Source organism: Mycolicibacterium pulveris, assembly GCF_010725725.1.
In the GTDB taxonomy this organism is placed as follows: domain Bacteria; phylum Actinomycetota; class Actinomycetes; order Mycobacteriales; family Mycobacteriaceae; genus Mycobacterium; species Mycobacterium pulveris.
Genome location: NZ_AP022599.1, coordinates 841,219 through 864,971 on the forward strand (window position 1 = coordinate 841,219; position 23,753 = coordinate 864,971).

Genomic DNA, 23,753 nt, shown 5'->3' on the forward strand with positions numbered 1-23,753 from the left:
CCTGCGACGTCGGTGGTGTCACTGCAGCGAGCTCGCTCGTCTCGTCGTCATCGAGATCCCGAATACCCGCGCCTCGTCCGGGCCCTGCCCGTTCTCGAAGGTCCGGACCTCGTCGGTCAGCGAGCTGAGCACGTGCCAACTGAAGCTTCCCGGCGCCAGGATGTCGGGGCTCTTGCACGTCGTCGACGCGTCGATGACGACCGCATCCTGGCGCGGATCGATCACCACGAGAAGCGTGGAGCCGGGTACGGCCGACCGGATCAACCGGGTGCACGCTTCGTCGACGGCCAGCCGCAGGTCGGCGACCGCGTCGAAATCGAGGTCTTCGAAGGTCGCCACCGCGGCGACCAGAGTGCGCAACACCGCGAGGTTCTCCAGCTCGGCGGCGACGCGAAGTTCCACCGCCGAGCGCCCACGCTGGTGCCCGTTGTTCGTACTGGCGGCTTCGGCCATTTGCCCTCCCGGCGATGTCGAGCCGAGATTACCCCAGGTTGATTCCCAGCTAACCACTCGAGCTCCGATACCCCGTGCGGCCCGGCGTGTGACGTATGCGCCCGGCGGGTATGCCCGGGTCATGGACACTCGCTTGCGCAAAATCCTGGTGACCGCCGGGCTGGTGCTGTTGGCGTTGATCCTGATCGCGGTGGCGGTGTACGCCGCGGCGTTCATCATGCTCGCGCCGATGATGCAGTGACGCCGACAGTGGCGCCGACACCGATGTTGGGTCTTTCACGTTCTCTCTTTCCGCATGGTGCAGGTCCAATACCCCGACGTCCTGAGCCGCCAAACCTCCGGCCTTTCGCCGACCCGGTCAGCCCGGCGCACGGCTCGTCGCCGGTTCGCCGATCCGCCCGACGGGGACCGGGGCCAGGCGCCGGTAAATGTTGTTGGTGTCTCCTGCGATGCGGTCCCACGAGTAGCGGGCTCGGGCTCGATCGCGCCCGGCAGCTCCGAGGCTTTGGCGCAGGAAGTCGTCCCGCAACAACTGGTTGACGGCGTCGGCGACCTTGTCGGGCCGACTCGACCGCACCAATCGTCCGGTGACATCGTGCACGACGGTGTCGAGCAGGGCGCCGACCGCGGAGGCAATCACCGGCACGCCGCACGCCATCGCCTCCAGCGAGACGGCGCCCAACAGTTCGTTGCCCGGCGTACATGCAACGACGTCGGCCGATCGCAGGATCGACGGCAGGTCTTCGCGGGCCACCCGTTGGTACAGCCGCACCCGGTCGGCGACACCGAGCCGCTCGGCGAGCTCACGGAGCCGGTGCGCCTCCGGGTCGGAGTCCCTTCGCGTGATGTCCGGCCCACTCACGATCACCAGCTCGGTGTCGCGAATATACGGCAGTGCACGAACCAGAACATCAAACCCGTTATGCGGCACTAAGGTTCCGGTACTGACTATTCGCCGATACTTCCCGCGGCCGACCCTGGGTCCCTCGGGATTGAACAGATCGAGGTCGACACCGCAGGGTACGACGGACATCCGGCTGCGTGATCTTCCCATCCGCATGAGCTCGGAGATCTCGTCGGTACAGGTGGCGACGACCCAAGTGGCGGTCCGCGCGACCGTCGCCTCAAGGTGCCACCGGTCGGACGAGCCGGCTTCCTGAAGTCCCTGACGCCGCGGCTCGACGTAGCCCAGTGTGTGAAACGTCAGCACCGCAGGCAAATTCAGGTGGCGCGCGGCCAACTGCGTTGCGATACCGGACATCCAAGAGTGGGCGTGTGTGACATCTGGCCGGTCTACGGCCCACGCGGCGTCGAGAAACTGAGCGAACGGCCCCATGTGGGCGAGCAGTTCGTCGTCAGGTATCGGTTCAGGAGGTCCGGCAGGCACGTGCGCGACGGTGTAGCCGTGTGCGGTCTCGACGCGGTCGGGCAGGCCGGGGTCGTCTCGTCGGGTGTAGACGGTCACCTGATGACCGCGTCGGGCCAGCGCCGCCGACAGGTCGGCGATGTGCACGGTCTGCCGGTCCGCGCCGTCGGGACCGCCGGACACGGCGAGAGCGCCCGGGTACTCGGACACCATGGCGATCTTCATCGGTGCCCTCCTCTCGACCGGCCCACAGCGGCGGCGTACCCGGTTACTTCGCCGGCAAAACAGTCTCGGACCGCACTTGCGGGCTTGGTTTTTCCGTAGTCGGGTGCGGGGTAACCTTCGGCTATGCAGGACAGCGAAGAGGTTCCTTGGGACGTGCCGGTTGCCGACGCGGTGGATCAGCAACGTCCCGCCGAATCGACGCCCGACGACGAGGATGCGCTCGACGATCAAGATCGCAGCGTGCCGTTGGAGGCCAGCGTTTCCGACTGGCAGGAACAGCAGCAGATCGCTGACCTGGACCCGGACGTCGAAGGTTTCGACTACCGCGGGTAGGACCGGCTGACGGGAGCCGCGATGGCGAGCCAGGGTGAGCGCATCCGGCGTGCCCGTCCGATACTTCTGCTGACCGTGCTGGCCGTCGGCCTGGCCTTGCTGTTGACCCGTTGTCCCGCCAATCGGGACGGGATGCCGGGCCGACTCGCCCAGGCGATGCAGGAAACCACCTCGGCCGCACGCAGCGCCGTGTTGGCGTTGGATCTGTGGTCGCAGGGCCGCTCGACGACCCAGCTGGCCAGCGTGCAGATCACCGATGCCCGCGACGATGTGGCCAAGGCTTACAACGGAATTGTCGTCCTGCGGGCCCAAGATCCCGTTGATGTGCGACGTCAGCGGAAACTGGCCGAGTCGATGACGGCGATCATCGCTGAGCTCAACGCGGCTTCGGCCGTGCTGCGCGACGTCGGCGAGCGGTCCAGCCTGGCGGCCGTGCGCGCCGAGCTGGCGAGGTCGACGCAGGAGCTCGAAGCCGGATACGGCTGATGGCCAAGTTATTCGGGGTGGCGCTTGGCATCCTGACCGCGATCGGCGGGTTCCTCGACATCGGCGACCTGGTGATGAACGCGGTCGTCGGGTCGCGGTTCGGGTTGTCGCTGGCCTGGGTGGTGGTGGTCGGCGTCATCGGTATCTGCCTGTTCTCCGAGATGGCCGGCCGGGTGGCCGCGGTGAGCGGACGAGCCACCTTCGAGATCATCCGGGAACGGCTGGGGCCGCGAACCGCCGCGGCCAACCTGAGCGCATCGTTCTTCATCAACCTGATGACGTTGACCGCCGAGATCGGGGGCATTGCGCTGGCTTTGCAGCTGGCCACCGACGTCGGTCCGATGATGTGGTTCCCGGTCGCCGCGTTCGCGGTGTGGGTGGTGATCTGGCGCGTCAAGTTCAAGGTCATGGAGAACGTGGCCGGGCTGATGGGCCTGTGCCTGATCGTCTTCGCCGTCGCCGTGTTCATGCTGGGCCCGGACTGGTCGAACCTGGCCCATCAGGCGACGGCACCAAGCATTCCGGAATCGGAATCGGCGGCGAGGTACTGGTATTTCGCGATCGCACTGTTCGGAGCGGCGATGACGCCCTACGAGGTGTTCTTCTTCTCCTCGGGCGCCGTGGAAGAGCATTGGACTCCGAAAGACCTCGGGGTGGCACGCCTGAACGTCATGGTCGGCTTTCCTTTCGGCGGGGTGCTGTCGATCGCCATCGCCGCGGGCGCGGCGATCGTCCTGTTGCCCAACCAAATCGAGGTGACATCGCTGTCGCAGGTCGTCATGCCGGTGGTGGCGGCTGGCGGAAAGCTGGCGCTGGCCTTCGCCATCGCCGGCGTCGTCGCCGCCACCTTCGGCGCGGCGCTGGAGACAGCGTTGTCCGCCGGGTACACGGTCGCGCAGTATCTCGGCTGGCCATGGGGCAAGTTCCGCCGCCCCGCCGACGCGGCGCGCTTTCACGTTCTGATGTTCGTGTCCATCGTGGCAGCGGTGGCAGTGCTGTTCACCGGGGTGGACCCGATCCTGGTCACCGAGTACTCCGTGGTGTTCTCCGCGATCGCGCTGCCCCTGACCTACCTGCCGATCCTCGTCGTCGCCAACGACCCCGCCTACATGGGGGACCGGACCAACGGCAGGGTGCTCAACGCGCTGGGCTCCCTCTACCTCGTCATCATCCTGGCCGCGTCGTTGATGGCGATTCCACTGATGATCGTGACAGGAGCCGGACAATGACCACCGAACCCGTACTCAAGCCGCATCGCGGGCGTGCCCTCGATGCCCGTCTGCAACTGTTGGACCGGCAACTCGTCGACGCCGACGACGATCCGATCGGCATCGTCGACGATCTCGAGCTGACCGGGATCGACCTGGGCCAGGACATTCCGCAGGGTTCCCAACCACCCCGGTTGACCGCTCTGCTGTCCGGCAAGGTGGTGGCGACCCGCATCTTCGGAGGTACGCCGCCGCGGTCGCACCTGCAGGAAATCCCGTGGCGCCTGGTCCATTCCGTCGGCATCACGGTGAAGCTGAAGCCGACCGACATGCGCTTCGATGTCCAGTGGGTGGAGCGGTGGTTGCGCGACCGGATCGTCAAGCGCATACCGGGAGGACGTCATGCAGCTGAGTAGCCTGTTGGGGCTGCGGGTCATCGACGCGAGCTCTCAGCGGTTGGGCACCGTCATCGATGTGCGTCTCACCGTCGCCGGCGACCTCTCGGACAGCCCCCCGACCCCCCGGGTGCTCGGACTGGTGATCAGCCCGCACAGCAAGGGCTCGTTTCTCGGCTACGAGCGCATCGACATCAACGGCCCGAAAATGATTGCCGGACTGCTGCGTTGGGGACATCGGGGGACGTTCCTGGCTGCCTGGGGTGACATCGCCCGGGTCAGCACCGACCACGTCACGCTACGCCCCGGTTACACGCGGTACTCGGCAGCGCTGCAGGACCCACCGGCCGCTCACGGCCGCCGTTCGTGACCGGGACGACCGTCGGTGCGGCGCCGATCCTTCATCTCCTCCTCCCACACGTGACGGACTCCGCCTTGTAGTTCGTCACGCAGGGCGCGCTCGTGTTCACGGAAGACCGTCCAGTAGTTGTCGTCGAAGTCCTCGACGATCTGAAAGGTCCACCGGCCATGCAGAACGTTTCGGCCCACGACTTCGGTCTCGAGTCGGTCCGCCACGGCGCCATGGCCCGCCGCCCGCAACATGTCACACGCGTCGCCGAGCATCAGGTCAGCGTGTCCTATCAACTGGTGAAACGAATACAGGTCACCGCGGGCACGTTCGACACACTCCAACGCCTCCGACACCTTGCCGACGGCCTCGACCGTCGCGTCGTCGACCCCCTCGGGGCGCCGGGTCTTTTCTGCTTGCAGATCGGTCATGAGAAGTGTGATACCCAGTACGCGCCGGTTGCATCACAGCAAAGCCGGACCGTTTTCGCATTGATTTCGTATTGACCGGGAGCAGGACGGGTAGAAGGAGGGGGTGACGGAGATGACGGTCGCCGCCGGCGATGACCTCGTGGTGTTGGTGGACGACGCCGGCCGGCAGGTGGGGAGCGCGGCGAAGTCGGTGGTGCATCACCGCGCGACCCCGCTGCATCTCGGGTTCTCCTGTTATGTGTTCGACGCCGCCGGTCGGGTTCTGCTGACGCGGCGGGCGCTGGCCAAGCGGACGTGGCCGGGCGTGTGGTCGAACTCCTTCTGCGGTCATCCCGCCCCGGGTGAGCCGATCGCCGATGCGGTACGGCGCCGGGCGCGCCAGGAGCTCGGCCTTTCGCTCGGCGAGTTGCAATGCGTATTGCCGGAGTTTCGCTACCGGGCGGTGGCCGCCGACGGCACGGTCGAGAACGAGATCTGCCCGGTGTTCTACGCCCACAGCGAGGAGCCGCTGCAGGTCGACCCCGATGAGGTGATGGAGTGGCGGTGGGTGTCGTGGCGCGACCTGCGGTCGGCCGCCGCGCTGGGCTGGTCGATCAGCCCGTGGGCCGCCGAGCAGGTGCCCCTGCTGGATGCGGCTACCTCTCGGAACCGCCCCTGTTGAGCCCGGCGAACCGCAGCGCGAAAAGCCGCTCCGCGTAGGCCAGGTCGTCGCGCCACAGCCGGGTCGCCGCGCTGCGCATGAACGGGGCGATCAACGGTGCGCCCCGCACGGCGTGCACGAACCCCGGCCGATCGGAATGGGCGATGACGGCCTCGATGACCGCGGTGCGCGGTAACCCGTCCGGCCCGTTGCCCAGTGGTGTGGCGTGTGTCTCCACGGTGCTGCCGGAGCCCTCGCCGTCGATGATGCGCATCACGATGGTCCGCGGCTCGGGGCTGGTGAACTCGGCGACCACGGGAACGCCGAACCGTCCGATGCGGAAGGTCACCGCGACCAGGAAACGGTCCGCCGATTCGCAGACGTCCTCCCCCACAGGCGGGCTGGCGAGCACGTCGAGCCGGGTGAAGGAGTACGGGTGGAACCAGGAACCGTGCCACGGATCCATCCGGTTCGCGATGACATCGCGCGGCTCGCAGGTACCGTCCAGCCGGGTGACGGCATGCATCCGGGGGGCATCCGGACGCTCGGGAAGCACCGGTCGCTCGGTCGGCGTCTCCATGCCGACGTCATCGAGCCGCACCCACGCCAACACGCCGTCGTCGTAGGCGGGGAAAGGAGCCCAACCGGACCGGCGGCCGCCCGACAGTCGCAGCCCGTGCCAGGGACAGATCAGAACGCCGTCGTCGACCTTTCCGCTCGACAGGTCCGCCCCCAGGTGTGGGCAGGCGCCAGGACCCACATGCAGCGAACCGTCGGCGCCGCGCCATGCCACCAGCTCTTCACCCGCGACGACCGCGCGCTCCGGCCTGCTGCGGATGCTGTCGCTGGCGGCGAACACATACCAGTTGCCGCTGCGCCTGGCCTGCGACCGGCGCAGAGCGCCGTCGATGACGGCGGGTGAGGCATCGCGGTGGGTGGGCCGCTGCGCCGACCACCGGGACGGTGGAAGTACCTGAAACGGCCAGGTTTTCGACAGTTTCGATCGCATCTCAGCCAGCACGCTCATCGCCCGATGCGCCTTTCGCTCGTGGCAAGACGCCGCAGCACCGCTGAGCGGCCCTGCCTCGGGACGGTGTGCAGGGTGTGCCCCGTGATGCCGAAGCGCTCCAACAGCTGGTTGGCCGCGGTCCAGCCGGTCGTCGCGGCGCGCTCCATCAACGCCACCGGCAGGTCGATGCGGACGCCGTCCCCCGCCAGCACCAGCCCGTCGTGCGGGGTGGTGACGCCGGGTCGCTGGGCGAAGTCGCCGGGGCCAAAGCGCGGACAGTCGTTGTGGCACAGCACCCGTTCCCCGACCACCCGTGTCCGGGCCGTCTCCGGATAGAGCTCGTGCAGGCGCTTGACGAGCTGCTCGGTGACCTCGGTTTCACCGGTCGCGTAGGCGTGCAGTTCGACCACCGAACCGCCGCAGCGGGCACTCCAGTCGGCGGCCTCCCGTTCATACCGCTCGAGCACGCTCACATTGTCCAGCGGCGGCAGGCCGCCGGTGCCCAGAAACGGGGCGCGGTCGGGGTTGACCGGACCGTCCAGCCAGAGCCTATGCACCACGAACGGCGGTGCGGTGCGCAGCCCGGCGACCCGGTTGCGCCACGCCTGGTCGCCCAGGTGCGGCGAGTTCTCGACGATGCGTTGCAGCGCAGCGACATCTGTCGCCAACACCACGCCGTCGGCATGCAGCGTCGTATCGGAACCGCAGTGCACCGCGAACGGCGCGCCGGCGCGCACCTCGGTCACCGCCACCCCGGTGTGGAAGCGAACGCCCCGCGACTGCAAGTAGGCGCGCAGCGGGTTCCACAGCGCCACATCGAAGTTCGCGACGGCGACGTCGAAAACGAGACCTTCGCTGGAGCCCAGGAAGTAGATGTGGAACATGGTGGCCAGTTCGGCGGCCGACAGTTCGGCGGGCTTGGCGAAGAAGCTGCGGCTGAACACCTCGAAGGCCAGATGTCGTGCGGCCTCGGGAAAGTTGATCGCGCGCAGGAACGTCTCGGCGTCAACATGGTCGAGCCGGTGGTAGGTCTCGGGCACCGACACGGCGGCCAGCGGCGCGGCGGCGCGGGCGTTCAGGCGTACCAGATCGCGCAACCGGAATGTGGGGCTGCGCATCGCGAACGCCAGCGCGTTGAGCGGCGGGGTCCTCGGCAGTCCACGGAACGTGTCGCGGCGACCGTCCGCGTCAACCAGCGGATAGTCCTGCACGGGCGTCAACATCGTCAGCCTGGAATCTATGCGGCCCAGCAGTTTTCGAAGGTTGTAGTACTGGCGGAAGAACGCATGGAAGCCACGGTTCATCGCCACCGGTGTGCCGTCGTCAAGCGTGTCGGTCCAGCCGCCCACCCGACCGCCCAGATATGGCTCGCGTTCGACGACGTCGACGCTGACACCGCGTTCGGCCAACCCGGCCGCGGCGGCCAACCCGGCGATGCCGCCGCCGACGACCACGACGTGCGGTGTGGCGGCCAACGCGGCGGCGTTCGCGACGCCGGGTGTTGCGGTCAACGTGACCCGCCGCGGATCGGTCATGCCGAGGCCTTCGCGAGAAAGGTGTGCACGATGCCATGTTGCCACCCCGGCACGGTCTGGCTGTGCACATCGGTGAACCCGTTGGTGCGCAACCGGTTACAGAATGTCGCCACGCCGTCGAATCGATTCACGCTGCGACGGAGGTATCTGTAGAGCGACGCGTCGCCGCTGCGGAGCCGGCCTGCGGGGATGATGATCGTCGCGCACACCGTGTTCCACACCGCTGTGGCGAAGCGGGAGTCGATGACCGAGTACTCGTGTACGGCCAGCGTGCCGCCCGGCCGCAGCAGCGCGCGGAACGCCTGTAGTTGGGCGTCCGGGTCGGCCAGGTTGCGCAGCAGGTACGCCGCGAAGATCCCGTCGAACGGTCCTTCGACGCCGGTGTCGGCGAGGTTCTCGATGCGGCTGTGCACGAACCGCACCGCCCCCTGCCACCGTTTGGTCCGCGCCTCGGCCAGCATGCCCTCCGAGCCGTCCACGGCCACGATCTCCGCCTCCGGCGCGACACGCAGCAGCGCCGCGGTGGAAGCGCCTGTGCCGCACCCGGCGTCGAGCAGACGAAGCCCGCGGCCATTGTCGGGCAACATCATCCGCCGGGCCGACAACCGCAGGTGGCTGTGGTAGCCGGGGTTGGTGTCGACGAGTCTGTCGTAGGTGGGGGCCGCGGCGTCGAATGCGGCGGGCAGGTCGCCCGGCTCGCTGACCTTGCGGGTACTCACGACACGTCCTCCTGACCCTCACGCGACCGCTGACGTTCCCACAACAGCAGCACCGCGGTGACCAGCGCCCACCCGAACAGAAAGTCCTCGACCGGGATATCGAAGGGAAACCGGATGCCGCTGGTGTGGCGCTCGTCGTAGATGACGATCGGTGCGCTCAGTTTCGTCAGCCACCCGTCGACGGGCACCTGAAACGCCATCACGATCGCCATGGACAGCCAATAGGCGGGCCGCCGGAACAACCCGGTGCGCAGCATGACGACCTCCCACATGCACACCAGGACCACCGCCAGCACGGCGGGAAGCGTGTAGCCAAGGCCGGTCATCGCTGGCGCACCGACTTGCGTCGCGAGCGTTCGAGGATGGTGTCAACGGCGTTGTAGGTGAGCAGCCCGCACAGCGGTATCACGAAGAAGAACAGCAACTCCTCCACCGGCATGATGCCGGGCACGTCGACACCGGTCACATACAACGGGTTGTAGCTCCAGACGCCGGCGAAGATGGCCACGACGTCCCAGGTGATGAACACCGCGGCGACCGGGAGGATCGCCGCTGTCGCCCGCCACGCCCGCCGGTAGACCCCGGCACCGAACAGCTCGAGCGGAGCGGTGATCGCCAGGCAGGCGGCGAGCACGAGCAGGTAGTGCCAACGGTCCACGTCTAGAGCCTGCTCTCTCGCAGCCGGGTGCGCCACGCTTTGACCAGTCCGCCCGCGGCGACCCGCAGGCGCCGGCCGTTACCGACCGTGGCGCGTTGGCTGAAGATCGCGAAGTCGAGGTCTTCGATGCGGTCGAGGATCTGGGAGTACAGCGTCAGGGCCGCCGATATGCACGGCCTCGACCGGGGCGCCAGCAGCGCGATGCCCTGCTGGGCATATCCGTAGATGCGCCGGGTGGTGGCGTGCTGCTCGACCAGCGCGCGACGCACCCGCACATCGGTACGACGGTGATCGTGACACCACGACAGCACATCACGGTCGACGTGGTGGGCGGCCAACTCGTCCGCGGGCAGATACACGCGGCCACGCTGGAGGTCCTCGTCGACGTCACGTAGGAAATTGGTGAGCTGGAACGCTTTTCCGAGCGCGGCCGCATATGGCTCGGCGTCTTCTCTGGGCCCGACCGTGCCGAGAACCGGCAGCAGTTGCAGCCCGATGACCTCGGCCGAGCCGTGCATGTATCGGTCCAGGGCGGCACGGTTCGCATAGTCGGTGACGGTCAGGTCCATGCGCATCGAGCTCAGGAAGTCGTCGAACAGTTCCCAGGGGATGTCGTACTTTCTGGCGCTGTCCACGACCGCGGCCAGCGCGGGATCGTCGTCGTCGCCGCGGTCCGAGACCATGCGCGAGAACAGCCGAGTGCCCAGATGTTGCAGCTGGTTCGCCCGCTCGGCGGTGGTCAGGTTGGGGTCGAAGTCGTCGAGGATGTCGTCGGCGCGGCGGGCGAAGCCGTACAGGGCGTGCACCGCGGGACGTTGCTCGGGGGCCAGGAGCCTGGTGGCCAGATAGAACGTGCGGCCGTGTTCGGCGTTGAGCCGACGGCAGCACCGATAAGCTTCGCGCAGCGCCGGGTCTCGCACGCCGGCCGCATCCAGTTCGGAACTGATCATGTCTGCACCACCTGTGAATTCCTGGGCCGGGCCTGCGCTCCCGTGATCCGGTCGGCTGCCAACCGACCGGACAACAAAGCTGTCGGCACACCGACGCCGGGCACCGTTGACGATCCGGCGAGCACCACGTTGTCGATGCCCCGGACGATGTTGGCCGGGCGGAACGGCCCGGTTTGGCCGAAGGTGTGTGCGAGCGCGAACGGGGTGCCCGCGGCCATGCCCTGGCGCTCCCAACCGGCGGGATCCACCGCGTGCAAGAGTTCGGTGTCGACGCCCACGTGCGGGAGCCGGTCGACGACCCGGCCGAGCATGTGCTGCGTGTACGCGTCGCCACTGTTGGCCCAGTCGACCTTTCCCACAGCGGTATTCGGCGTCGGCGCAAGGATGTAGAGCAGGTCCCGGCCGGGCGGCGCCAAGCTCGGGTCGCTGACCGTCGGCCGGGTCACCAGCAGCGACGGGTCACCCATCACACGCCCGTCGTCGATGATGTCGCGGAACGTCTGATCCCACGCGTCGCCGAACACGATGGTGTGGTGACCGGTTTTTGTGGTACCACGCGGCCCGGCTCGACAGCCGACATGCGCGACGACCGCGGACGGGGCCGGGCGCAGCCGCAGCAACCGTCGCGGGGTACGGCCGAGCAGGCGGTAGGTGTCGGGGAGTTCGGTGGTCAGCACCACCGCGTCGGCCGGGATGCGTTCCCCGGTGTCGGTGTACGCCGCGGTCACTCGGTTTCCGCGGCGTTCCAGGCGGGAAACTGCACGGCCATAGCGGAATTCGACACCGGCAGCGGATGCCGCGGCGGCCAGCGCGTCGGGCAGCGCCCGTACCCCGCCGCGCGGGAAGAAGACGCCGGCGACGGTGTCCATGTAGGCGATGACGGCATACACCGCCAACGCGCGCTGCGGCGGGACACCGGCGTAGAGGGCTTGGAAGGTGAACACCCGTCTCAGCCGTTCGTCGGAGATGCACCGACGCACCATGCGGTCCCAGCGCCGGAACCCGCCGATGGCGGCCAGCCGCGCCAACTGCGGCGTCAACAGCGAAAGGGGTGAGTCGAAGTTGGCCGCAATGAACCCGTCGAACTCGACGCGGTACAGCCGCATGAGCCAATCGCGCAGCCGCAGATAACCGTCGGCTTCACCGGTGCCCGCCAACCGTTCGACCTCGCCGGCCATCGCGGCGGGGTCACTGTGCACGTCCAGACCCGACCCGTCTGCGAACGACGCGTGGTAGCAGGGCTGTAGCGGCATCAACTCGAGGCGGTCACCCATGGATTCGCCGACGGCGGCGAAGGCGTCCTCGATGATGTCGGGCATGGTCAGCACGGTAGGTCCGGTGTCCAGGCGGTATCCGTCGATATCCAGTCGGCCCACCCGGCCGCCAGGGTGGATCCCGCGCTCGACGACGGTCACCGCGCGCCCTCTGCCTGCCAGTTGCAGCGCCGCCGACAGGCCGGACAGTCCGGCGCCGACCACGACGACGCGAGAGCAGCTACCCTCGACGGTCCGCACGGCCACTCACCACCTTCACCCCGTCATGCCGCTCGTGTCGTGCACGTCGTGGCCATGTCCAGCAACGCTTTTCGCACAGGTACCCGGATCAACGGTGTTCGGATGCCCTCGATCGCCCGGCACACCCGCTCTTCGATCATCTGCTCGACCCACTGGACCGCTCCGGTAGCCGCGATCAGGTGACGCCACCGGTCGATGTCGGAGTGGTCGAGGTCTGCTGCGCCCATCAGCTCGGCCAGCTGGCAGCGCAGCGACGATCCCGCGAGGTGGTAAGCCGCGACCACGACGCTGGTGGCCTTGTGCTCGGACAGGTCGACGCCTGCCGGCTTTCCGGTGACCGCCGGGGATCCGAAAACCCCCAGCAAGTCGTCGCGCATCTGAAACGCTTCGCCGACCGCCTCGCCGTAGCCGCTCAGCGTGGCGAGCACGGCGTGGCCGCACCCGGCCAGCGCCGCGCCGATCTCCAGCGGGCGGCGCACCGTGTAATTGCCCGACTTGCGCCGTGACACGTCGAGCACCTCGTCCCAGGAGGGAAAGCCGCTCGAGTCGTTGACGAGGTCGGCGAATTGGCCGACGGCCAGCTCGGTGCGCATCGCGTCGTATCGGGGCCAGGCGCGCGACAGTGCCGCGGCCGGCACGCCGCTCTCGCGCAGCATCTGTTCGGCCCACACCAGGCACAGGTCGCCGAGCAGGACGGCGGCCGACTCACCGAAGCGGTCGGGCGAGCCGGTCAGCCCGCGCTCGCGGTGCCAGCGCGCGAAGGCGACGTGCGCGGCGGGCCGTCCGCGGCGCAGCGTGGCGCCGTCCATCACGTCGTCCTGCAGCAGCGCGAACGCGTGGAGCAGCTCCATGCTGGCGGCCGCCCGCAGCGCCGCGGGGTCCTCGTCCTGGCCGCACAGCCAGCCCAGGTACATGAACGTCGAGCGCAGGCATTTTCCGCCGGTCAGAAAGCTCAGCAGGATGTCGCCGGTGATCTCCACCCCGGTCTTGCCCAGCTGGTCGGCGCCGCGTTCGGCGACAAAGTCCATCACGGCATCGGAGACGGCGTCGCGGACACCTGCGCGCCACGAGGCAGACGACGGAGGCGCCGATACCAGAGCGCACGTTTGCCCGTCACCTGTATTCAACGTTCGTCCTTTTCTCGTCCGGCGTTGAGTTCACTACCCACTTCGAACGGAAATGAACCGCCGCACCGTTCGCCGCGCCTCCTTTCCACGCGGCCGCGGAATGCGGGACGAATGACGCTGTTGCGCAGCGGCTGTCACATCACGGATCGCTACCGGTGTCGATTCAGCAGCCAGATGTGCGTGGACAGGGCGGTCGCGAACGCGCACCACGCCGGGTAGGGCGCGAGCACCAGCGCGTTCTTCCCGCTGACCGCGGTGGCCCTTCGCGTCAGATCCACGCTGCTCGCGGTCAACGCGGCCGCGGTCACCGCGGCCAACCCGAGTCGTCGCTGGTTGAAGAAGACCCACGACCAGCCCGCGTTGAGGATCAGGTTGATCGACAACGCCGAGGCGAAGGCCGTGCGCCGGGCGTCGTCGGTGACGCCGCGGCTGTCATCGAGCGCCTGCGCGGAGACCAGGGCGATATCGGCGTAGAGCAACGGCCATACCACCGGGAACACGGTGCTCGGTGGTTGGTAGGGCGGTTTGCGCAGCTTCTTGAACCACGATGACCGGGGGGTGCGCCCCGTGGCCGCACCGCCGACGAGGGCGGTAGCGGTGACGGCGGCCGCAGCTGCCCCAAGTGTCTTGATACGCAAGGCAACTCCGTTCGACGGCGGATTTCGGTGGGCACGGCTTGCGGAGAATACCCGGGCGGTACGCCTTCGACTCCTTCTCGTCGTGTGCCGTCCAGCACAAACGTAGCCGTTTAGCCCGCCGGGCGCACGGGAACACCACGAATGCGTGGGGAGACTCCCCCGTTCGGCCCGTTCAAGCGGGCAAGACCGATCCACCGTTTGAGGGGAAAGGCGACCAATGACCGAGAAGAACAGCGGCCCTGAAGAAGGCATCAAGGGCGCCGTGGAAGACGTCAAGGGCAAGGCGAAGGAAGCGGTCGGCACCGTGACCGGTCGCGACGACATGGTGCGTGAGGGTAAGGCCCAGCAGGACAAGGCCGACGCCCAGCAGGACGCGGCGAAGAAGGAAGCCGAGGCCGAGTCGGCGCGCGGCGGTGCGAAGGCCGCCGAGGAGCGTCAGAAGTCCGAGCAGTAGGGCTCACGAGCCCCAACGGACGACCCGAACGAACCCGACAAAAGAGGCCCAGCCGATCGTCCGGCTGGGCCTCTTTTGTTCTGTCTACTGTCTTGCGGGTCTTCGACTAACTGCTGGGCCGCTGGCGCTGGGCATCGGGATGCTCTGAGTGCCAACGTTCTTCGATCTTTCGCACTCGCAAATGCTCGATCGCCAGCCAGCCGAGCGACACGATGAACAGGCCTGCAGAAATGCAGCCCAGCGTGACGCCCATGTTGTGGTGGGTGGTGGCGTGCGCGGCCAAGGCTGCAACGAAGGCGACCAGCGCCAGGCCGAGCACCACCAGCGCCGGCATGTTCTTGCTGTCCTTCATGGTCTCGCCGGCGTGCGGACGCGTCGTACGTGAATGATCGACAGGATCGTTCGGGCTTTTCATGACTTCTCCTCTCCCGCCTAGAACTACCCGACTACGCCGGTAAAGAAACCGCCGATTTCACTGGTAGCGCGGATATTGATCTTCACGCGGCAGCTCGCCGGCGCGCTCATAGGCCGAACACCGACGGCCCGGAAAGCGACGGAACGCTCATCGTCAGCACCAGCAACATCAGCGTCAGCAGCAACCAGCCCGCGCCCTGCCACGGCCAGAACGACTCGCGCCTGCGCCACGCCTGATGTGTGCGGAAAAACGCAAACAAGGCGCCGAACAGCAGGATGGCCGGCGCACCGAGCGTCAGCAGCGCGCGCTGCGGTGCGCCGCACGCCACGGTGTCAACGGTCGATCCCGAGCATGTGCTCAACCAGACGGCGGCGGTGACCAGAAACGCCACCCCGATCACGCCGACGACCACCGTGTAGCGGACCGCGTCGCGCACGGTCGAATCGACGTGCCGTAATTCGCCTTGGTTCTGACGCACTACCGTTCTCCCGGTTCGCTGTTCACGGGCGCCGTCCGACGACGACGCGAAAATTGTTCCCGGCCTCTTGACCAGCTAAACCTCAGGATTGGACGCGATAATGCGCGGTCAACAGCAATTTGTCGTAGGCGGACCGCGGCGGCAGTTCCTCGTCGTAGGTGAGCTCCAAAAAGTCCTTTGCGATTTGCTCGGCAAGGAGTCGCAGCTTCGTGTTGGTCTCCTGCGAGCGCCACTTGAGCAGCTCGAACGCCGACTCGGCGTTGATCCGGTACACGAGCATCAACATGCCCTTGACCTGTTCGATGACGCTGCGCGCCTCGGCGATCTCCGCGACCGCGGCGGTGACCATCTTGTTCTGACGCTCGGTCATCTCCGGCGTCACGTCCACGTAGAAGCCCTGGGTGCCGATCACTTCGCCGGCGTCGTCGAGGATCTGGTCGCCGACCACGACGACGTGATGTGTCTCGCCGTGGGTGTCGATGATCCGATGTCGGGTGGAGAAGACGCCGGCGGTGCGCTTGATCTCGTTCAGCGTCGCGGCCACCTGACCGTAGTCGTCTGGATGCTTGTGCGACAGCACCAGATCCGTCGTTGGCTCGACCGTGCCCGGCTCGTACCCGTGCATTCGCTGTACTTGCGGTGACCATTCCCACCGCTCGTCGGCGAAGTAGAAGCGGAACCAGCCGACCCGGTGCGGGTCTCCGCCACCAAGGGCGTGTTCGACGGACGTCTGCCCATCGAAGTCGACCAGGTCATCAGCCATGAATTGAAGGCTAACCCTGTCCAGGCAGATAGACATCGGGCCTGGTCAACACTTCGCGAACTGGATAGGCGCCGGGGCGAGCGCAACACTATCGCGAGCCCAGCCCGTGGTGCGATCATGGACCGTGGGCTTTGTCGGCGAGCTCGTCGCGTCCGTCTGATGCGCCCATACCGCGGAGAGGTGAGGCTCCTGGCGATCTTCGAGATCGCACCAGTCAAGGAGGTTCCTGATGCCTGTGGCACCGACGGATTCGCCGACGGCCGGACGCCGCTACCCCGACGAGTTCTTTTGGGGCACAGCCACAGCGGCCTTCCAGATCGAAGGCGCCTGGAACGAGGACGGCAAAGGCCCGTCGATCTGGGACACCTTCGGTCATGCCGGCAAGATCAGGGACGGTTCGACCGGCGACGTGACCGTCGACCACTATCACCGATACCAACAGGACGTCCAACTGATGAAGGCGATCGGCGCGACGGCCTACCGATTCTCGATCTCGTGGCCCCGCATCTTCCCCGACGGCACCGGGCAGCCGAACCCGAAAGGTCTGGACTTTTATCGCCGCCTGGTCGACGAGTTGCTCGAAAACGGCATCGAGCCGTTCGCGACGCTGTATCACTGGGATCTGCCGCAGGCGCTGCAGGACAAGGGCGGATGGCAGTCGCGCGACACCGCCAAGGCGTTCGGCGATTATGCCGGCTACCTCGCCGCGCAGCTCAGCGACCGGATGCGGCACGTCTTCACGATCAACGAGTTCTCCAGCTTCGTGGAACTCGGATACGGGAGGGGCATGCTCGCTCCCGGTCTGCAGCTGCCTCCCGCTGGGGTCAACCAAGTTCGTCACCATGCCGTTCTGGGCCACGGCCTTGCCGTCCAGGCGATTCGCGCTCAGGCCCGCGCCGGGACCAAAGTCGGGCCGGCGGAACAGATCATCGGCACAGCTCCCATCATCGAGACGCCCGAGAACATCCGGGCCGCCGCGACCGCATTGCGGGACTTCAACGCGGGCTACATGACCGTGATGATGGAGGGCCGTTACCCCGACGCGTTCCTCACCGGGCACGGGGCGGACGCGCCGAAGTTCACCTCCGAGGACCTGCAGATCATCGGTAGCCCGGTGGACTTCATCGGCACGAACATCTACATGGTCCACGCCTTCGTCCAGGCATCCGACTCCGAGCCCGGGTACGAAGTGGTCGCGGGAAGCTCCATGGTGCCTCCGCCGGCGCGGCCCTATCAGCCGGCACATGCCCGCGCCCAGTATCCGAACTCAGAAATCGCGTTGAGGCTCAGCCCGGAGTCGATGTACTGGGGGACGCGCCTGCTGGTCGACGTCTGGAACGCCAAGGAGATCTTTATCACCGAGAACGGCATGCCGACGACCGCCGAGGAGGACGCCGAGGGGTTCGACACCGGCCGCATCATCTGGCTGCGCGCTTACCTGACAGAGCTACAGCGGGCGACCGCCGACGGGGTGCCGGTGCGTGGCTACTTCCACTGGAGCCTGATGGACAACCTCGAGTGGGGCGCGGGCATGCAACCGAAGTTCGGGCTCTATCGCGTCGACCTTGCCACCCAGCAACGGATTCCGAAACTCAGCGCCACGTGGTTTCGCGAAGTCGCCCGCCACAACGCCGTCGTGTAGTCGTAGGGACTCGCCTCGACGCGTTGTCCGCTGATGTCGGCGCCCATGCTTACCATCCGGCTGTGAGGTTGCGGCTGTACTTGCTCACGGGTGTCGTCGCCGGCGTCGGCACATATCTGCTCGGCCTCGACGTCGGCTGGAGCGTGGCCGTCGGCGTGGCCGCACCGCTGGTCGTGGCGGCAGCGCCGGCGTTCCTCGCCGGTACCTTGGCCGGGCTGCGGACCCCGCACGATCCCGCCGAAGCCATGTCCGGCACCGAGTTCGAGGACCACGTCGCGCGGATCGCGCGGTCCTGCGGGCTGCCGGTCATCATGACGTCGCTGACCGGCGACTGGGGCGTCGACATCATCGCCGGCAAGCGCCCGAACCGGCTGGCCATCCAGTGCAAGCGTCAGTCGCGCCCGGTCGGCGCCGCCGCCGTCCAGGAGGTGGTGGCCGGCGCCCCCATGCAGGACTGCGCCAAGACCATGGTGGTCACCAACAACGACTTCACCCCTGCGGCAAGGAAACTCGCGGAGCTGCACGGCTGCGAACTGGTCAGCGGCACAGAGCTGCGCCGGTTGCCCGCGACGATCCGGCGGCTCACGCTGCCCGCGGCCCCGACCGAGATCAGCTGAGGGCGTCGCGCACAGCGCCGATCGCGGCGTCGATCTGCTCACGCGAAACGGTCAGTGCCGGGCGGAACCGCACTCCGGCCGGCCCGGTCGGCAACACGATCACCCGGCGGTCCCACAGTCCGCGGATCAGCGCGTCGCGCTGTGCCGCCGACGGCAGGCTGAACGCGCACATCAACCCGCGCCCCCGGACGTCGAGCACCCGACCGGGGAACTCGGCGGCCAGCTCCTCGAGCCGCGTGAGCAGGTATCGGCCCGTGTCGGCGGCCCGCGCGATCAACCCGTCGGTTTCGATGACCTCCAGGATGCGCCGCGCCCTCACCATGTCGGCAAGGTTGCCGCCCCAGGTGGAGTTGAGCCGGGAGCTGACCGCGAAGACGTTGTCGGCGACCTCGTCGACCCGACCGCCGGCCATGATCCCGCACACCTGCGTCTTCTTGCCGAACGCCACGACATCCGGCGTCACCCCCAATTGCTGGTAGGCCCAGGCCGTTCCGGTCAAGCCGCATCCGGTCTGCACTTCGTCGAAGATCAACAACGCGTCGAACTCGTCGCACAGCTGCCGCATCGCCGCGAAGAACTGGGGGCGCATGTGCCGGTCACCGCCCTCGCCCTGGATCGGCTCGACGATGAAACAGGCGATGTCGTGCGGGTTGGTCTCGAACGCCGCACGCGCCTGGGCGAGCGAACGGCCTTCTACCGCATCCATGTCCGCGCCCTTGCGCACGACGGGTGCGTCGATGCGGGGCCAGTCGAACTTCGGAAATCGGGCGACCTTGACCGGGTCGGTGTTGGTGAGCGAAAGCGTGTAGCCGCTGCGGCCGTGGAACGCGCCGGTGAGGTGTAACACCTTGGTGCCCAGGCTCGCATCGATGCCGCGTGCCTCGTTGAGCCGGCTCTTCCAGTCGAACGCCACCTTCAGTGCGTTCTCGACCGCCAGTGCGCCGCCGTCGACGAAGAACAAGTGCGGCAGCGCGGGGTCGCCGAGCACGCGGACGAACGTGTCGACGAACCGTGCCATCGGGACCGTGTAGATGTCGGAGTTGCTGGGCTTGTTGACCGCGGCCCGCGCCAGCTCCGCGCGGAACTGCTCGTTGGCCAGCGCCGGATGGTTCATGCCGAGCGCGGACGACCCGAAGAACGTGAACATGTCGAGGTAACGCGCACCGGTGCGGGCATCGACCAGATAGGAGCCCACCGAGCGGTCAAGGTCGAGCACCAGATCCAGACCGTCGGTCAGCATGCTGCGGGCCAGCACCTCGTGCACGTCGGACGCGGCGATGTCATGCCGCGCTAGAACAGCGGTCATACGGCGATTTTACTGTATATTTTCTGTTCTTACCGCTGTGACACCGGATATATTCCTGTCGTGTGGCTTACGGGACGTGCTGACGTCCGTCGTAGAAGGTCTGCAGGATGACGGTGCTTCTGGTGCGGACATTGGCCGCGGTGCGGATCTGTTGCAACAGGTCCTCGAGGGCGCGGGCCGAGCTGACCCGCACCAGCAGCACGTAGCTCTCCTCGCCGGCCACCGAGTGGCAGGCCTCGATTTCCGGTATGTGCTCCAGCCGGGCAGGCGCATCATCGGGTTGGGACGGATCGAGAGGGGTGATGGCGACGAACGCCGACAGCTGGTGCCCGATGGTTTCGGGGTCGATCCTGGCCTGGTATCCGGTGATGACGCCGCGGGCCTCCAGGCGGCGCACCCGCGACTGCACCGCCGACACCGACAAGCCGGCGCTGGCTGCCAGATGCGCCAGCGTCGCGCGGCCGTCGGCGACCAATTCGCGCGCCAGAATGCGATCGATTTCGTCCAACTGCACCGTTTCGTGCGGGTGTTCGTCGAGTTCACCCATGGCCGCACTGTATCCGAGGCGGTGTCGGCGATCTGCCAGCCGTTCCTACGACCTCGACCCGAAGGCGCCATCATGACCGACAGCCGAACCGTCCCGCTGCCCACCGCGGCCACGCTGAGCGCGAAAGTGCACGACGCGCTCAACGCCATGGGAGCATCCGTCGAACTCGGTGAGCCGACCGCACCGGGCCTGCACGCGAGCACCCCGATCACTGGAGACGTGCTCTACACCATCCCGGAGACGACGCCTGAAGAGGCCGACGCCGCCGTTACCCAGGCGGCGCGGGCGTTTACGACATGGCGCACCACGCCCGCCCCGGTGCGGGGCGCGCTGGTGGGTAGGCTCGCCGAACTGCTCGTCGAGCACAAGTCAGACCTGGCGACGCTGGTCACCGTGGAGGCCGGAAAGATCACCTCCGAGGCGCTCGGCGAGGTGCAGGAGATGATCGACATCTGCCAGTTCGCCGTCGGCCAGTCACGGCAGCTGTACGGCAAGACCATCGCTTCGGAGCGGCCGGGTCATCGGCTGATGGAGACCTGGCATCCGCTCGGGGTGGTCGGCGTGATCACGGCGTTCAACTTTCCCGTGGCGGTGTGGTCGTGGAACGCCGCGATCGCGCTGGTGTGCGGTGACACCGTGGTGTGGAAGCCTTCCGAGCTGACGCCGATGACCGCGGTCGCCTGCCAGGCGCTGCTGGAACGGGCGGCCGCCGACGTGGGCGCTCCCCAGGGGGTGAGCCGGCTGATAGTCGGCGGGCGGGAGATCGGCGAGCGGCTGGTCGACGATCCGCGGGTGGCGCTGTTGTCGGCCACCGGTTCGGTGCGGATGGGCCGACAGGTCGGCCCGCGGGTGGCGCAGCGGTTCGGCAAGGCGCTGCTGGAACTCGGCGGAAACAATGCCGCGATCGTGACGCCGTCGGCCGACCTCGAGCTCGCGGTACGCGCGATCGTGTTCTCGGCCGCGGGCACCGCCGGTCAACGGTGCACCACCCTCCGGCGTCTGATCGTGCACTCTTCGATCGCCGACGAGCTCGTCGACCGGATCGCTTCGGCCTTCCGGCAGCTGCCGGTCGGCGACCCGGCCGCCGACGGGACGCTGGTCGGCCCGCTGATCCACGAAACCGCCTACCGCAACATGTTCCGTGCGTTGGAGCAGGCGCGCAGCGACGGGGGCGAAGTCCTCGGCGGCGAGCGCCACAACTTCGGCGTGGGTTCGTACTACGTCTCCCCCGCGCTGGTGCGCATGCCCGCGCAGACGGAGTTGGTGCACACCGAGACGTTCGCCCCGATCCTCTACGTGCTCACCTACGACGAGCTCGACGAGGCGATCGCGTTGAACAACGCCGTACCGCAGGGGCTTTCGTCGTCGATTTTCACCACCGACCTCCGGGAGGCCGAGCGGTTCCTGGCCGCCGACGGTTCGGACTGCGGCATCGCCAACGTCAACATCGGCACCTCCGGCGCCGAGATCGGCGGCGCGTTCGGCGGTGAGAAGCACACGGGCGGCGGCCGGGAGTCCGGCTCGGACGCCTGGAAGGCGTACATGCGCAGGGCCACCAACACGATCAACTACTCGAGCGAACTACCGCTGGCCCAGGGCGTGCACTTCGGCTAGCGCGTTTCCAACGCCTTGGCGCAGCCGTCGAGGACGGCGAGGAAGCTCCACCGCAGCAGGCGCGAACTCACCGGTTCGAAGGCCTTTCCGCCCGACCAGACCGGGTGGGTGTACCTGGTCACCCAGTCGACGTGGGTGCCTGCGTCTGCGGGGCTGAACGTCAGCGTGCCCCCTTCGTGGACGAAACCCGGAACCGACCGCACGATGCGGTAGGAGTAGCTGCGCGGCGGGTCGAACGCCGTGTACTCCTCTTCGAACCAGATGCCCGCACCGGTCACGACACGCACCGCGCCCTTTCCCGGCTCCGACGACCCCTTCGCCATCCTGGCGCCGAAGACCAGCGGCGCCGCCGTCAGGCTCTTCGGGTCGGCCAGCCAGTCGAATACGCGCTCGGGCTGAGCCGCGATGGTGCGTTCGACGTGCAATTCGATCATCGCGCCATTCTAGGTCGAGTGCACATGCGGCCCAATGGGGTCAGTTCGGCGGCACCAGCATGCTCTGCCACGTGCGTTCCCCGTTGGCCGGGGCCAGGTCCTGCTGTGTGTAGACGTTGCCGTCCGGCGCCCGGTAGCTGCCGGTGGTGGGGTCGTAGAACGCGGTCGCGACCGGCGGCACCTCCGGCGGCGCCTGCGGGATGTCCTGCCCGGACAGGGTCGCGTTCGGATCGCCCTTCCAGTTGAACCCGTCGTTGAGCGGCACATACTCCTCGCCGCTCCGACACATCTTCGCGGTGGGCGCGCGCTTCCCCGGCTTCATCATGCAGGGTAGATTCCTGGCGCCGCGCACGGCATTCCACGAATTCTGAGGTATCCGGCAGTAGAGATCGTCGACCGGCCGATCCGGGGTGTCGGTCAGCGTCGGGATCCGCTGTTGCTGCGCGGGTAGGTATCCCGTGGTGCAGGGCGGGGGCAGGTTGAGGTTCAGGTTGAACGACAGGACCAGTCCGGGGTTCGGGGTGTTCTGGTTGGCGACGGTGCCGGCCTGCATGACCGCGACGCCCATGGGCAGCAGCACCAGCAGCTGTTCGATGCCCGGATGGTAGGTGAGGGCGAGTTCGCCGATGCCCAGCAGGTTGTTCATCAGCACGGGCACGGTCGGGTTCAGCCGTTCCATCAGTTGGCGGGCCTGGTCGGCGGCCGCAGCGCCGTGTTCGATCAGGCCGGCGACGGCGCTGTCGTGGGTCTTGAGCTGCCGGGTGAGGTCGGCGGCATTGGCCGCCCACGCCTTGATGGCGTCGGCGGTGTCGGCCTGCGAGTCCAGCACGGGTTGCGCCTGGTCGATCAGCGACACCATCGGTTCCAGGTTCGCGCGGGCGTCCATGGCCAGCTGGGTGGACCCCTGCACGATCCGGGAGAGTTCGGGCCCCAATCCGCCGACGGCGGCGTAGCTTTCGTCGACCACGGTCTTGACGTCGTCGCGCGGGATGGCCCGCAGTCCGCGGTTGGCCGCATCGAGCAGCGCGCCGATGTCGGGCGGGGTCGACGTGTCTTCGATCCCGATGACGTCGCCGTCGCGCAGCGGGCGTTCGTGGTCGCTGCGCGGCAGCAGCGCGACGTACTGTTCGCCGATCGCCGACGTGCTGTGCACCCTCGCTTCCAGGTCGGACGGGATCGCAACATCCGAGCGCAGCGAAAGCACCGCGTCCACCCCGGTTTCGGTGATGTTCACCGCGGTGACCCGGCCGACCTCGGTGCCGCGGTAGGTGACGTTCGCGGTCTCGTAGAGCCCGGCCGCCTCCGGCAGTTGCACCGTGACGGTGTAGCGGCCCAGCCCGATCATGGCGGGCAGCTTGATGTAGCCGAAGATCATCACCGCGCTCGCGATCACCGCGACGATGGTGAAGATCGACAGCTGCGTCTTCACGTGCCTCGTCAGCCGCAT

General features: G+C 67.6%; 29 protein-coding genes. 10 read left to right on the forward strand and 19 right to left on the reverse strand.

Annotated elements, in window-relative coordinates; genetic code table 11:
- Window positions 1-18 precede the first annotated feature (18 nt).
- Together G6N28_RS04355 and G6N28_RS04360 are read right to left on the reverse strand one after the other, a co-directional pair.
- Entirely contained in the window at window positions 19-453 is a 435-nt protein-coding gene (locus tag G6N28_RS04355; RefSeq protein WP_163897327.1) for an ATP-binding protein, read from the reverse strand.
- Between the two features lie 358 nt (window positions 454-811).
- Window positions 812-2,044 carry a glycosyltransferase gene (locus G6N28_RS04360; RefSeq protein WP_163897329.1) on the reverse strand — a complete coding sequence of 411 codons (1,233 nt, stop codon included), beginning with the start codon at window positions 2,042-2,044 and terminating at the stop codon, window positions 812-814.
- A gap of 123 nt (window positions 2,045-2,167) precedes the next feature.
- On the opposite strand from G6N28_RS04360, the gene G6N28_RS04365 reads away from it, so the two are divergent.
- The 5 genes from G6N28_RS04365 to G6N28_RS04385 are packed head-to-tail and all read left to right on the forward strand — an operon-like array spanning window position 2,168 to window position 4,836.
- Window positions 2,168-2,377 carry a hypothetical protein gene (locus G6N28_RS04365; RefSeq protein WP_163897331.1) on the forward strand — a complete coding sequence of 70 codons (210 nt, stop codon included), beginning with the start codon at window positions 2,168-2,170 and terminating at the stop codon, window positions 2,375-2,377.
- Between the two features lie 21 nt (window positions 2,378-2,398).
- The gene (locus G6N28_RS04370; protein ID WP_163897333.1) at window positions 2,399-2,863 is read left to right on the forward strand and encodes a hypothetical protein; all 465 of its coding nucleotides are present in this window, start codon (window positions 2,399-2,401) and stop codon (window positions 2,861-2,863) included.
- A complete protein-coding gene (locus G6N28_RS04375; RefSeq protein WP_163897335.1) occupies window positions 2,863-4,092 on the forward strand; it encodes an Nramp family divalent metal transporter in 1,230 nt (409 codons plus the stop codon). The genes G6N28_RS04370 and G6N28_RS04375 overlap by 1 nt, the downstream gene beginning before the upstream one ends.
- Window positions 4,089-4,487 (forward strand): hypothetical protein, encoded by a 399-nt coding sequence (locus G6N28_RS04380; protein ID WP_163897337.1) that lies wholly within the window; start codon window positions 4,089-4,091, stop codon window positions 4,485-4,487. Before G6N28_RS04375 ends, G6N28_RS04380 begins: the two co-directional genes overlap by 4 nt.
- Window positions 4,474-4,836 carry a PRC-barrel domain-containing protein gene (locus G6N28_RS04385; protein WP_163897339.1) on the forward strand — a complete coding sequence of 121 codons (363 nt, stop codon included), beginning with the start codon at window positions 4,474-4,476 and terminating at the stop codon, window positions 4,834-4,836. Before G6N28_RS04380 ends, G6N28_RS04385 begins: the two co-directional genes overlap by 14 nt.
- Here the strand turns inward: G6N28_RS04385 and G6N28_RS04390 are convergent.
- The gene (locus tag G6N28_RS04390) at window positions 4,818-5,246 is read right to left on the reverse strand and encodes a hypothetical protein (RefSeq protein WP_163897341.1); all 429 of its coding nucleotides are present in this window, start codon (window positions 5,244-5,246) and stop codon (window positions 4,818-4,820) included. The genes G6N28_RS04385 and G6N28_RS04390 overlap by 19 nt on opposite strands.
- 112 nt (window positions 5,247-5,358) lie before the next feature.
- On the opposite strand from G6N28_RS04390, the gene idi reads away from it, so the two are divergent.
- Entirely contained in the window at window positions 5,359-5,907 is a 549-nt protein-coding gene (idi, locus tag G6N28_RS04395) for an isopentenyl-diphosphate Delta-isomerase (RefSeq protein WP_163905818.1), read from the forward strand.
- On the opposite strand, the gene G6N28_RS04400 is transcribed toward idi, so the two are convergent.
- From G6N28_RS04400 to G6N28_RS04440, 9 genes are all read right to left on the reverse strand, one after another.
- A complete protein-coding gene (locus G6N28_RS04400) occupies window positions 5,882-6,913 on the reverse strand; it encodes a Rieske (2Fe-2S) protein (RefSeq protein WP_163897343.1) in 1,032 nt (343 codons plus the stop codon). The two genes, idi and G6N28_RS04400, sit on opposite strands and share 26 nt — an antisense overlap.
- A complete protein-coding gene (locus G6N28_RS04405; protein ID WP_163897345.1) occupies window positions 6,910-8,430 on the reverse strand; it encodes an FAD-dependent oxidoreductase in 1,521 nt (506 codons plus the stop codon). The genes G6N28_RS04400 and G6N28_RS04405 overlap by 4 nt, the downstream gene beginning before the upstream one ends.
- Window positions 8,427-9,149, reverse strand: a complete 723-nt coding sequence (locus tag G6N28_RS04410; RefSeq protein ID WP_163897347.1) for a class I SAM-dependent methyltransferase — start codon at window positions 9,147-9,149, stop codon at window positions 8,427-8,429. The genes G6N28_RS04405 and G6N28_RS04410 overlap by 4 nt, the downstream gene beginning before the upstream one ends.
- Window positions 9,146-9,475: a lycopene cyclase domain-containing protein gene (locus G6N28_RS04415; RefSeq protein ID WP_163897349.1), complete on the reverse strand. Its 330-nt coding sequence runs from the start codon at window positions 9,473-9,475 to the stop codon at window positions 9,146-9,148. The genes G6N28_RS04410 and G6N28_RS04415 overlap by 4 nt, the downstream gene beginning before the upstream one ends.
- Complete coding sequence (locus G6N28_RS04420) at window positions 9,472-9,807, reverse strand: lycopene cyclase domain-containing protein (RefSeq protein WP_163897351.1); 336 nt, start codon at window positions 9,805-9,807, stop codon at window positions 9,472-9,474. Before G6N28_RS04420 ends, G6N28_RS04415 begins: the two co-directional genes overlap by 4 nt.
- A gap of 2 nt (window positions 9,808-9,809) precedes the next feature.
- Window positions 9,810-10,757: a phytoene/squalene synthase family protein gene (locus G6N28_RS04425; RefSeq protein ID WP_163897353.1), complete on the reverse strand. Its 948-nt coding sequence runs from the start codon at window positions 10,755-10,757 to the stop codon at window positions 9,810-9,812.
- Window positions 10,754-12,271, reverse strand: coding sequence for a phytoene desaturase family protein (gene crtI, locus G6N28_RS04430; RefSeq protein WP_163905820.1), 1,518 nt, complete (start codon window positions 12,269-12,271; stop codon window positions 10,754-10,756). Before crtI ends, G6N28_RS04425 begins: the two co-directional genes overlap by 4 nt.
- Before the next feature lie 23 nt (window positions 12,272-12,294).
- Entirely contained in the window at window positions 12,295-13,398 is a 1,104-nt protein-coding gene (locus tag G6N28_RS04435) for a polyprenyl synthetase family protein (protein WP_235674463.1), read from the reverse strand.
- Between the two features lie 149 nt (window positions 13,399-13,547).
- Entirely contained in the window at window positions 13,548-14,036 is a 489-nt protein-coding gene (locus G6N28_RS04440; protein WP_163897357.1) for a TspO/MBR family protein, read from the reverse strand.
- Between the two features lie 217 nt (window positions 14,037-14,253).
- Here G6N28_RS04440 and mbp1 point away from each other — a divergent pair, with 217 nt between their 5' ends.
- On the forward strand, window positions 14,254-14,490 hold the full coding sequence (gene mbp1 / locus G6N28_RS04445; protein ID WP_163897360.1) for a microaggregate-binding protein 1: 237 nt from the start codon (window positions 14,254-14,256) through the stop codon (window positions 14,488-14,490).
- A 106-nt stretch (window positions 14,491-14,596) separates the two neighbouring features.
- Here the strand turns inward: mbp1 and usfY are convergent, their stop codons facing one another.
- The 3 genes from usfY to G6N28_RS04460 form a co-directional block, all read right to left on the reverse strand.
- Window positions 14,597-14,905 carry a protein UsfY gene (gene usfY, locus G6N28_RS04450; RefSeq protein WP_163897362.1) on the reverse strand — a complete coding sequence of 103 codons (309 nt, stop codon included), beginning with the start codon at window positions 14,903-14,905 and terminating at the stop codon, window positions 14,597-14,599.
- A gap of 106 nt (window positions 14,906-15,011) precedes the next feature.
- On the reverse strand, window positions 15,012-15,383 hold the full coding sequence (locus G6N28_RS04455; protein ID WP_163897364.1) for a hypothetical protein: 372 nt from the start codon (window positions 15,381-15,383) through the stop codon (window positions 15,012-15,014).
- 82 nt (window positions 15,384-15,465) lie between these two features.
- Window positions 15,466-16,146, reverse strand: a complete 681-nt coding sequence (locus G6N28_RS04460; protein ID WP_163897366.1) for a PAS and ANTAR domain-containing protein — start codon at window positions 16,144-16,146, stop codon at window positions 15,466-15,468.
- Between the two features lie 229 nt (window positions 16,147-16,375).
- Here G6N28_RS04460 and G6N28_RS04465 point away from each other — a divergent pair, with 229 nt between their 5' ends.
- Together G6N28_RS04465 and G6N28_RS04470 are read left to right on the forward strand one after the other, a co-directional pair.
- Window positions 16,376-17,788, forward strand: coding sequence for a GH1 family beta-glucosidase (locus G6N28_RS04465; protein ID WP_163897368.1), 1,413 nt, complete (start codon window positions 16,376-16,378; stop codon window positions 17,786-17,788).
- Window positions 17,789-17,850: 62 nt separating this feature from the next.
- Entirely contained in the window at window positions 17,851-18,405 is a 555-nt protein-coding gene (locus G6N28_RS04470; RefSeq protein ID WP_163897370.1) for a restriction endonuclease, read from the forward strand.
- Here G6N28_RS04470 and lat read toward each other — a convergent pair.
- Both lat and G6N28_RS04480 read right to left on the reverse strand, forming a co-directional pair.
- On the reverse strand, window positions 18,398-19,711 hold the full coding sequence (gene lat / locus G6N28_RS04475; RefSeq protein WP_163897372.1) for an L-lysine 6-transaminase: 1,314 nt from the start codon (window positions 19,709-19,711) through the stop codon (window positions 18,398-18,400). The two genes, G6N28_RS04470 and lat, sit on opposite strands and share 8 nt — an antisense overlap.
- Before the next feature lie 67 nt (window positions 19,712-19,778).
- On the reverse strand, window positions 19,779-20,258 hold the full coding sequence (locus tag G6N28_RS04480; RefSeq protein WP_163897374.1) for an Lrp/AsnC family transcriptional regulator: 480 nt from the start codon (window positions 20,256-20,258) through the stop codon (window positions 19,779-19,781).
- A gap of 72 nt (window positions 20,259-20,330) precedes the next feature.
- Between G6N28_RS04480 and amaB the strand changes: the two genes are divergently transcribed.
- A complete protein-coding gene (gene amaB / locus G6N28_RS04485) occupies window positions 20,331-21,872 on the forward strand; it encodes an L-piperidine-6-carboxylate dehydrogenase (RefSeq protein WP_163897376.1) in 1,542 nt (513 codons plus the stop codon).
- Here the strand turns inward: amaB and G6N28_RS04490 are convergent.
- Window positions 21,869-22,306 carry an SRPBCC family protein gene (locus G6N28_RS04490; protein ID WP_163897383.1) on the reverse strand — a complete coding sequence of 146 codons (438 nt, stop codon included), beginning with the start codon at window positions 22,304-22,306 and terminating at the stop codon, window positions 21,869-21,871. The two genes, amaB and G6N28_RS04490, sit on opposite strands and share 4 nt — an antisense overlap.
- Before the next feature lie 40 nt (window positions 22,307-22,346).
- Window positions 22,347-23,753 (reverse strand): MCE family protein, encoded by a 1,407-nt coding sequence (locus tag G6N28_RS04495; protein ID WP_163897386.1) that lies wholly within the window; start codon window positions 23,751-23,753, stop codon window positions 22,347-22,349.

Bases quoted from the DNA above. Each gene is read 5' to 3' on its own strand.
- G6N28_RS04355 (WP_163897327.1), bottom strand. From the start codon at position 453: ATGGCCGAAGCCGCCAGTACGAACAACGGGCACCAGCGTGGGCGCTCG.
- G6N28_RS04360 (WP_163897329.1), bottom strand. From the start codon at position 2,044: ATGAAGATCGCCATGGTGTCCGAGTACCCGGGCGCTCTCGCCGTGTCC.
- G6N28_RS04365 (WP_163897331.1), top strand. From the start codon at position 2,168: ATGCAGGACAGCGAAGAGGTTCCTTGGGACGTGCCGGTTGCCGACGCG.
- G6N28_RS04370 (WP_163897333.1), top strand. From the start codon at position 2,399: ATGGCGAGCCAGGGTGAGCGCATCCGGCGTGCCCGTCCGATACTTCTG.
- G6N28_RS04375 (WP_163897335.1), top strand. From the start codon at position 2,863: ATGGCCAAGTTATTCGGGGTGGCGCTTGGCATCCTGACCGCGATCGGC.
- G6N28_RS04380 (WP_163897337.1), top strand. From the start codon at position 4,089: ATGACCACCGAACCCGTACTCAAGCCGCATCGCGGGCGTGCCCTCGAT.
- G6N28_RS04385 (WP_163897339.1), top strand. From the start codon at position 4,474: ATGCAGCTGAGTAGCCTGTTGGGGCTGCGGGTCATCGACGCGAGCTCT.
- G6N28_RS04390 (WP_163897341.1), bottom strand. From the start codon at position 5,246: ATGACCGATCTGCAAGCAGAAAAGACCCGGCGCCCCGAGGGGGTCGAC.
- idi (WP_163905818.1), top strand. From the start codon at position 5,359: ATGACGGTCGCCGCCGGCGATGACCTCGTGGTGTTGGTGGACGACGCC.
- G6N28_RS04400 (WP_163897343.1), bottom strand. From the start codon at position 6,913: ATGAGCGTGCTGGCTGAGATGCGATCGAAACTGTCGAAAACCTGGCCG.
- G6N28_RS04405 (WP_163897345.1), bottom strand. From the start codon at position 8,430: ATGACCGATCCGCGGCGGGTCACGTTGACCGCAACACCCGGCGTCGCG.
- G6N28_RS04415 (WP_163897349.1), bottom strand. From the start codon at position 9,475: ATGACCGGCCTTGGCTACACGCTTCCCGCCGTGCTGGCGGTGGTCCTG.
- G6N28_RS04425 (WP_163897353.1), bottom strand. From the start codon at position 10,757: ATGATCAGTTCCGAACTGGATGCGGCCGGCGTGCGAGACCCGGCGCTG.
- mbp1 (WP_163897360.1), top strand. From the start codon at position 14,254: ATGACCGAGAAGAACAGCGGCCCTGAAGAAGGCATCAAGGGCGCCGTG.
- usfY (WP_163897362.1), bottom strand. From the start codon at position 14,905: ATGAAAAGCCCGAACGATCCTGTCGATCATTCACGTACGACGCGTCCG.
- G6N28_RS04460 (WP_163897366.1), bottom strand. From the start codon at position 16,146: ATGGCTGATGACCTGGTCGACTTCGATGGGCAGACGTCCGTCGAACAC.
- G6N28_RS04465 (WP_163897368.1), top strand. From the start codon at position 16,376: ATGCCTGTGGCACCGACGGATTCGCCGACGGCCGGACGCCGCTACCCC.
- lat (WP_163897372.1), bottom strand. From the start codon at position 19,711: ATGACCGCTGTTCTAGCGCGGCATGACATCGCCGCGTCCGACGTGCAC.
- G6N28_RS04480 (WP_163897374.1), bottom strand. From the start codon at position 20,258: ATGGGTGAACTCGACGAACACCCGCACGAAACGGTGCAGTTGGACGAA.
- amaB (WP_163897376.1), top strand. From the start codon at position 20,331: ATGACCGACAGCCGAACCGTCCCGCTGCCCACCGCGGCCACGCTGAGC.
- G6N28_RS04490 (WP_163897383.1), bottom strand. From the start codon at position 22,306: ATGATCGAATTGCACGTCGAACGCACCATCGCGGCTCAGCCCGAGCGC.
- G6N28_RS04495 (WP_163897386.1), bottom strand. From the start codon at position 23,753: ATGCGGCTGACGAGGCACGTGAAGACGCAGCTGTCGATCTTCACCATC.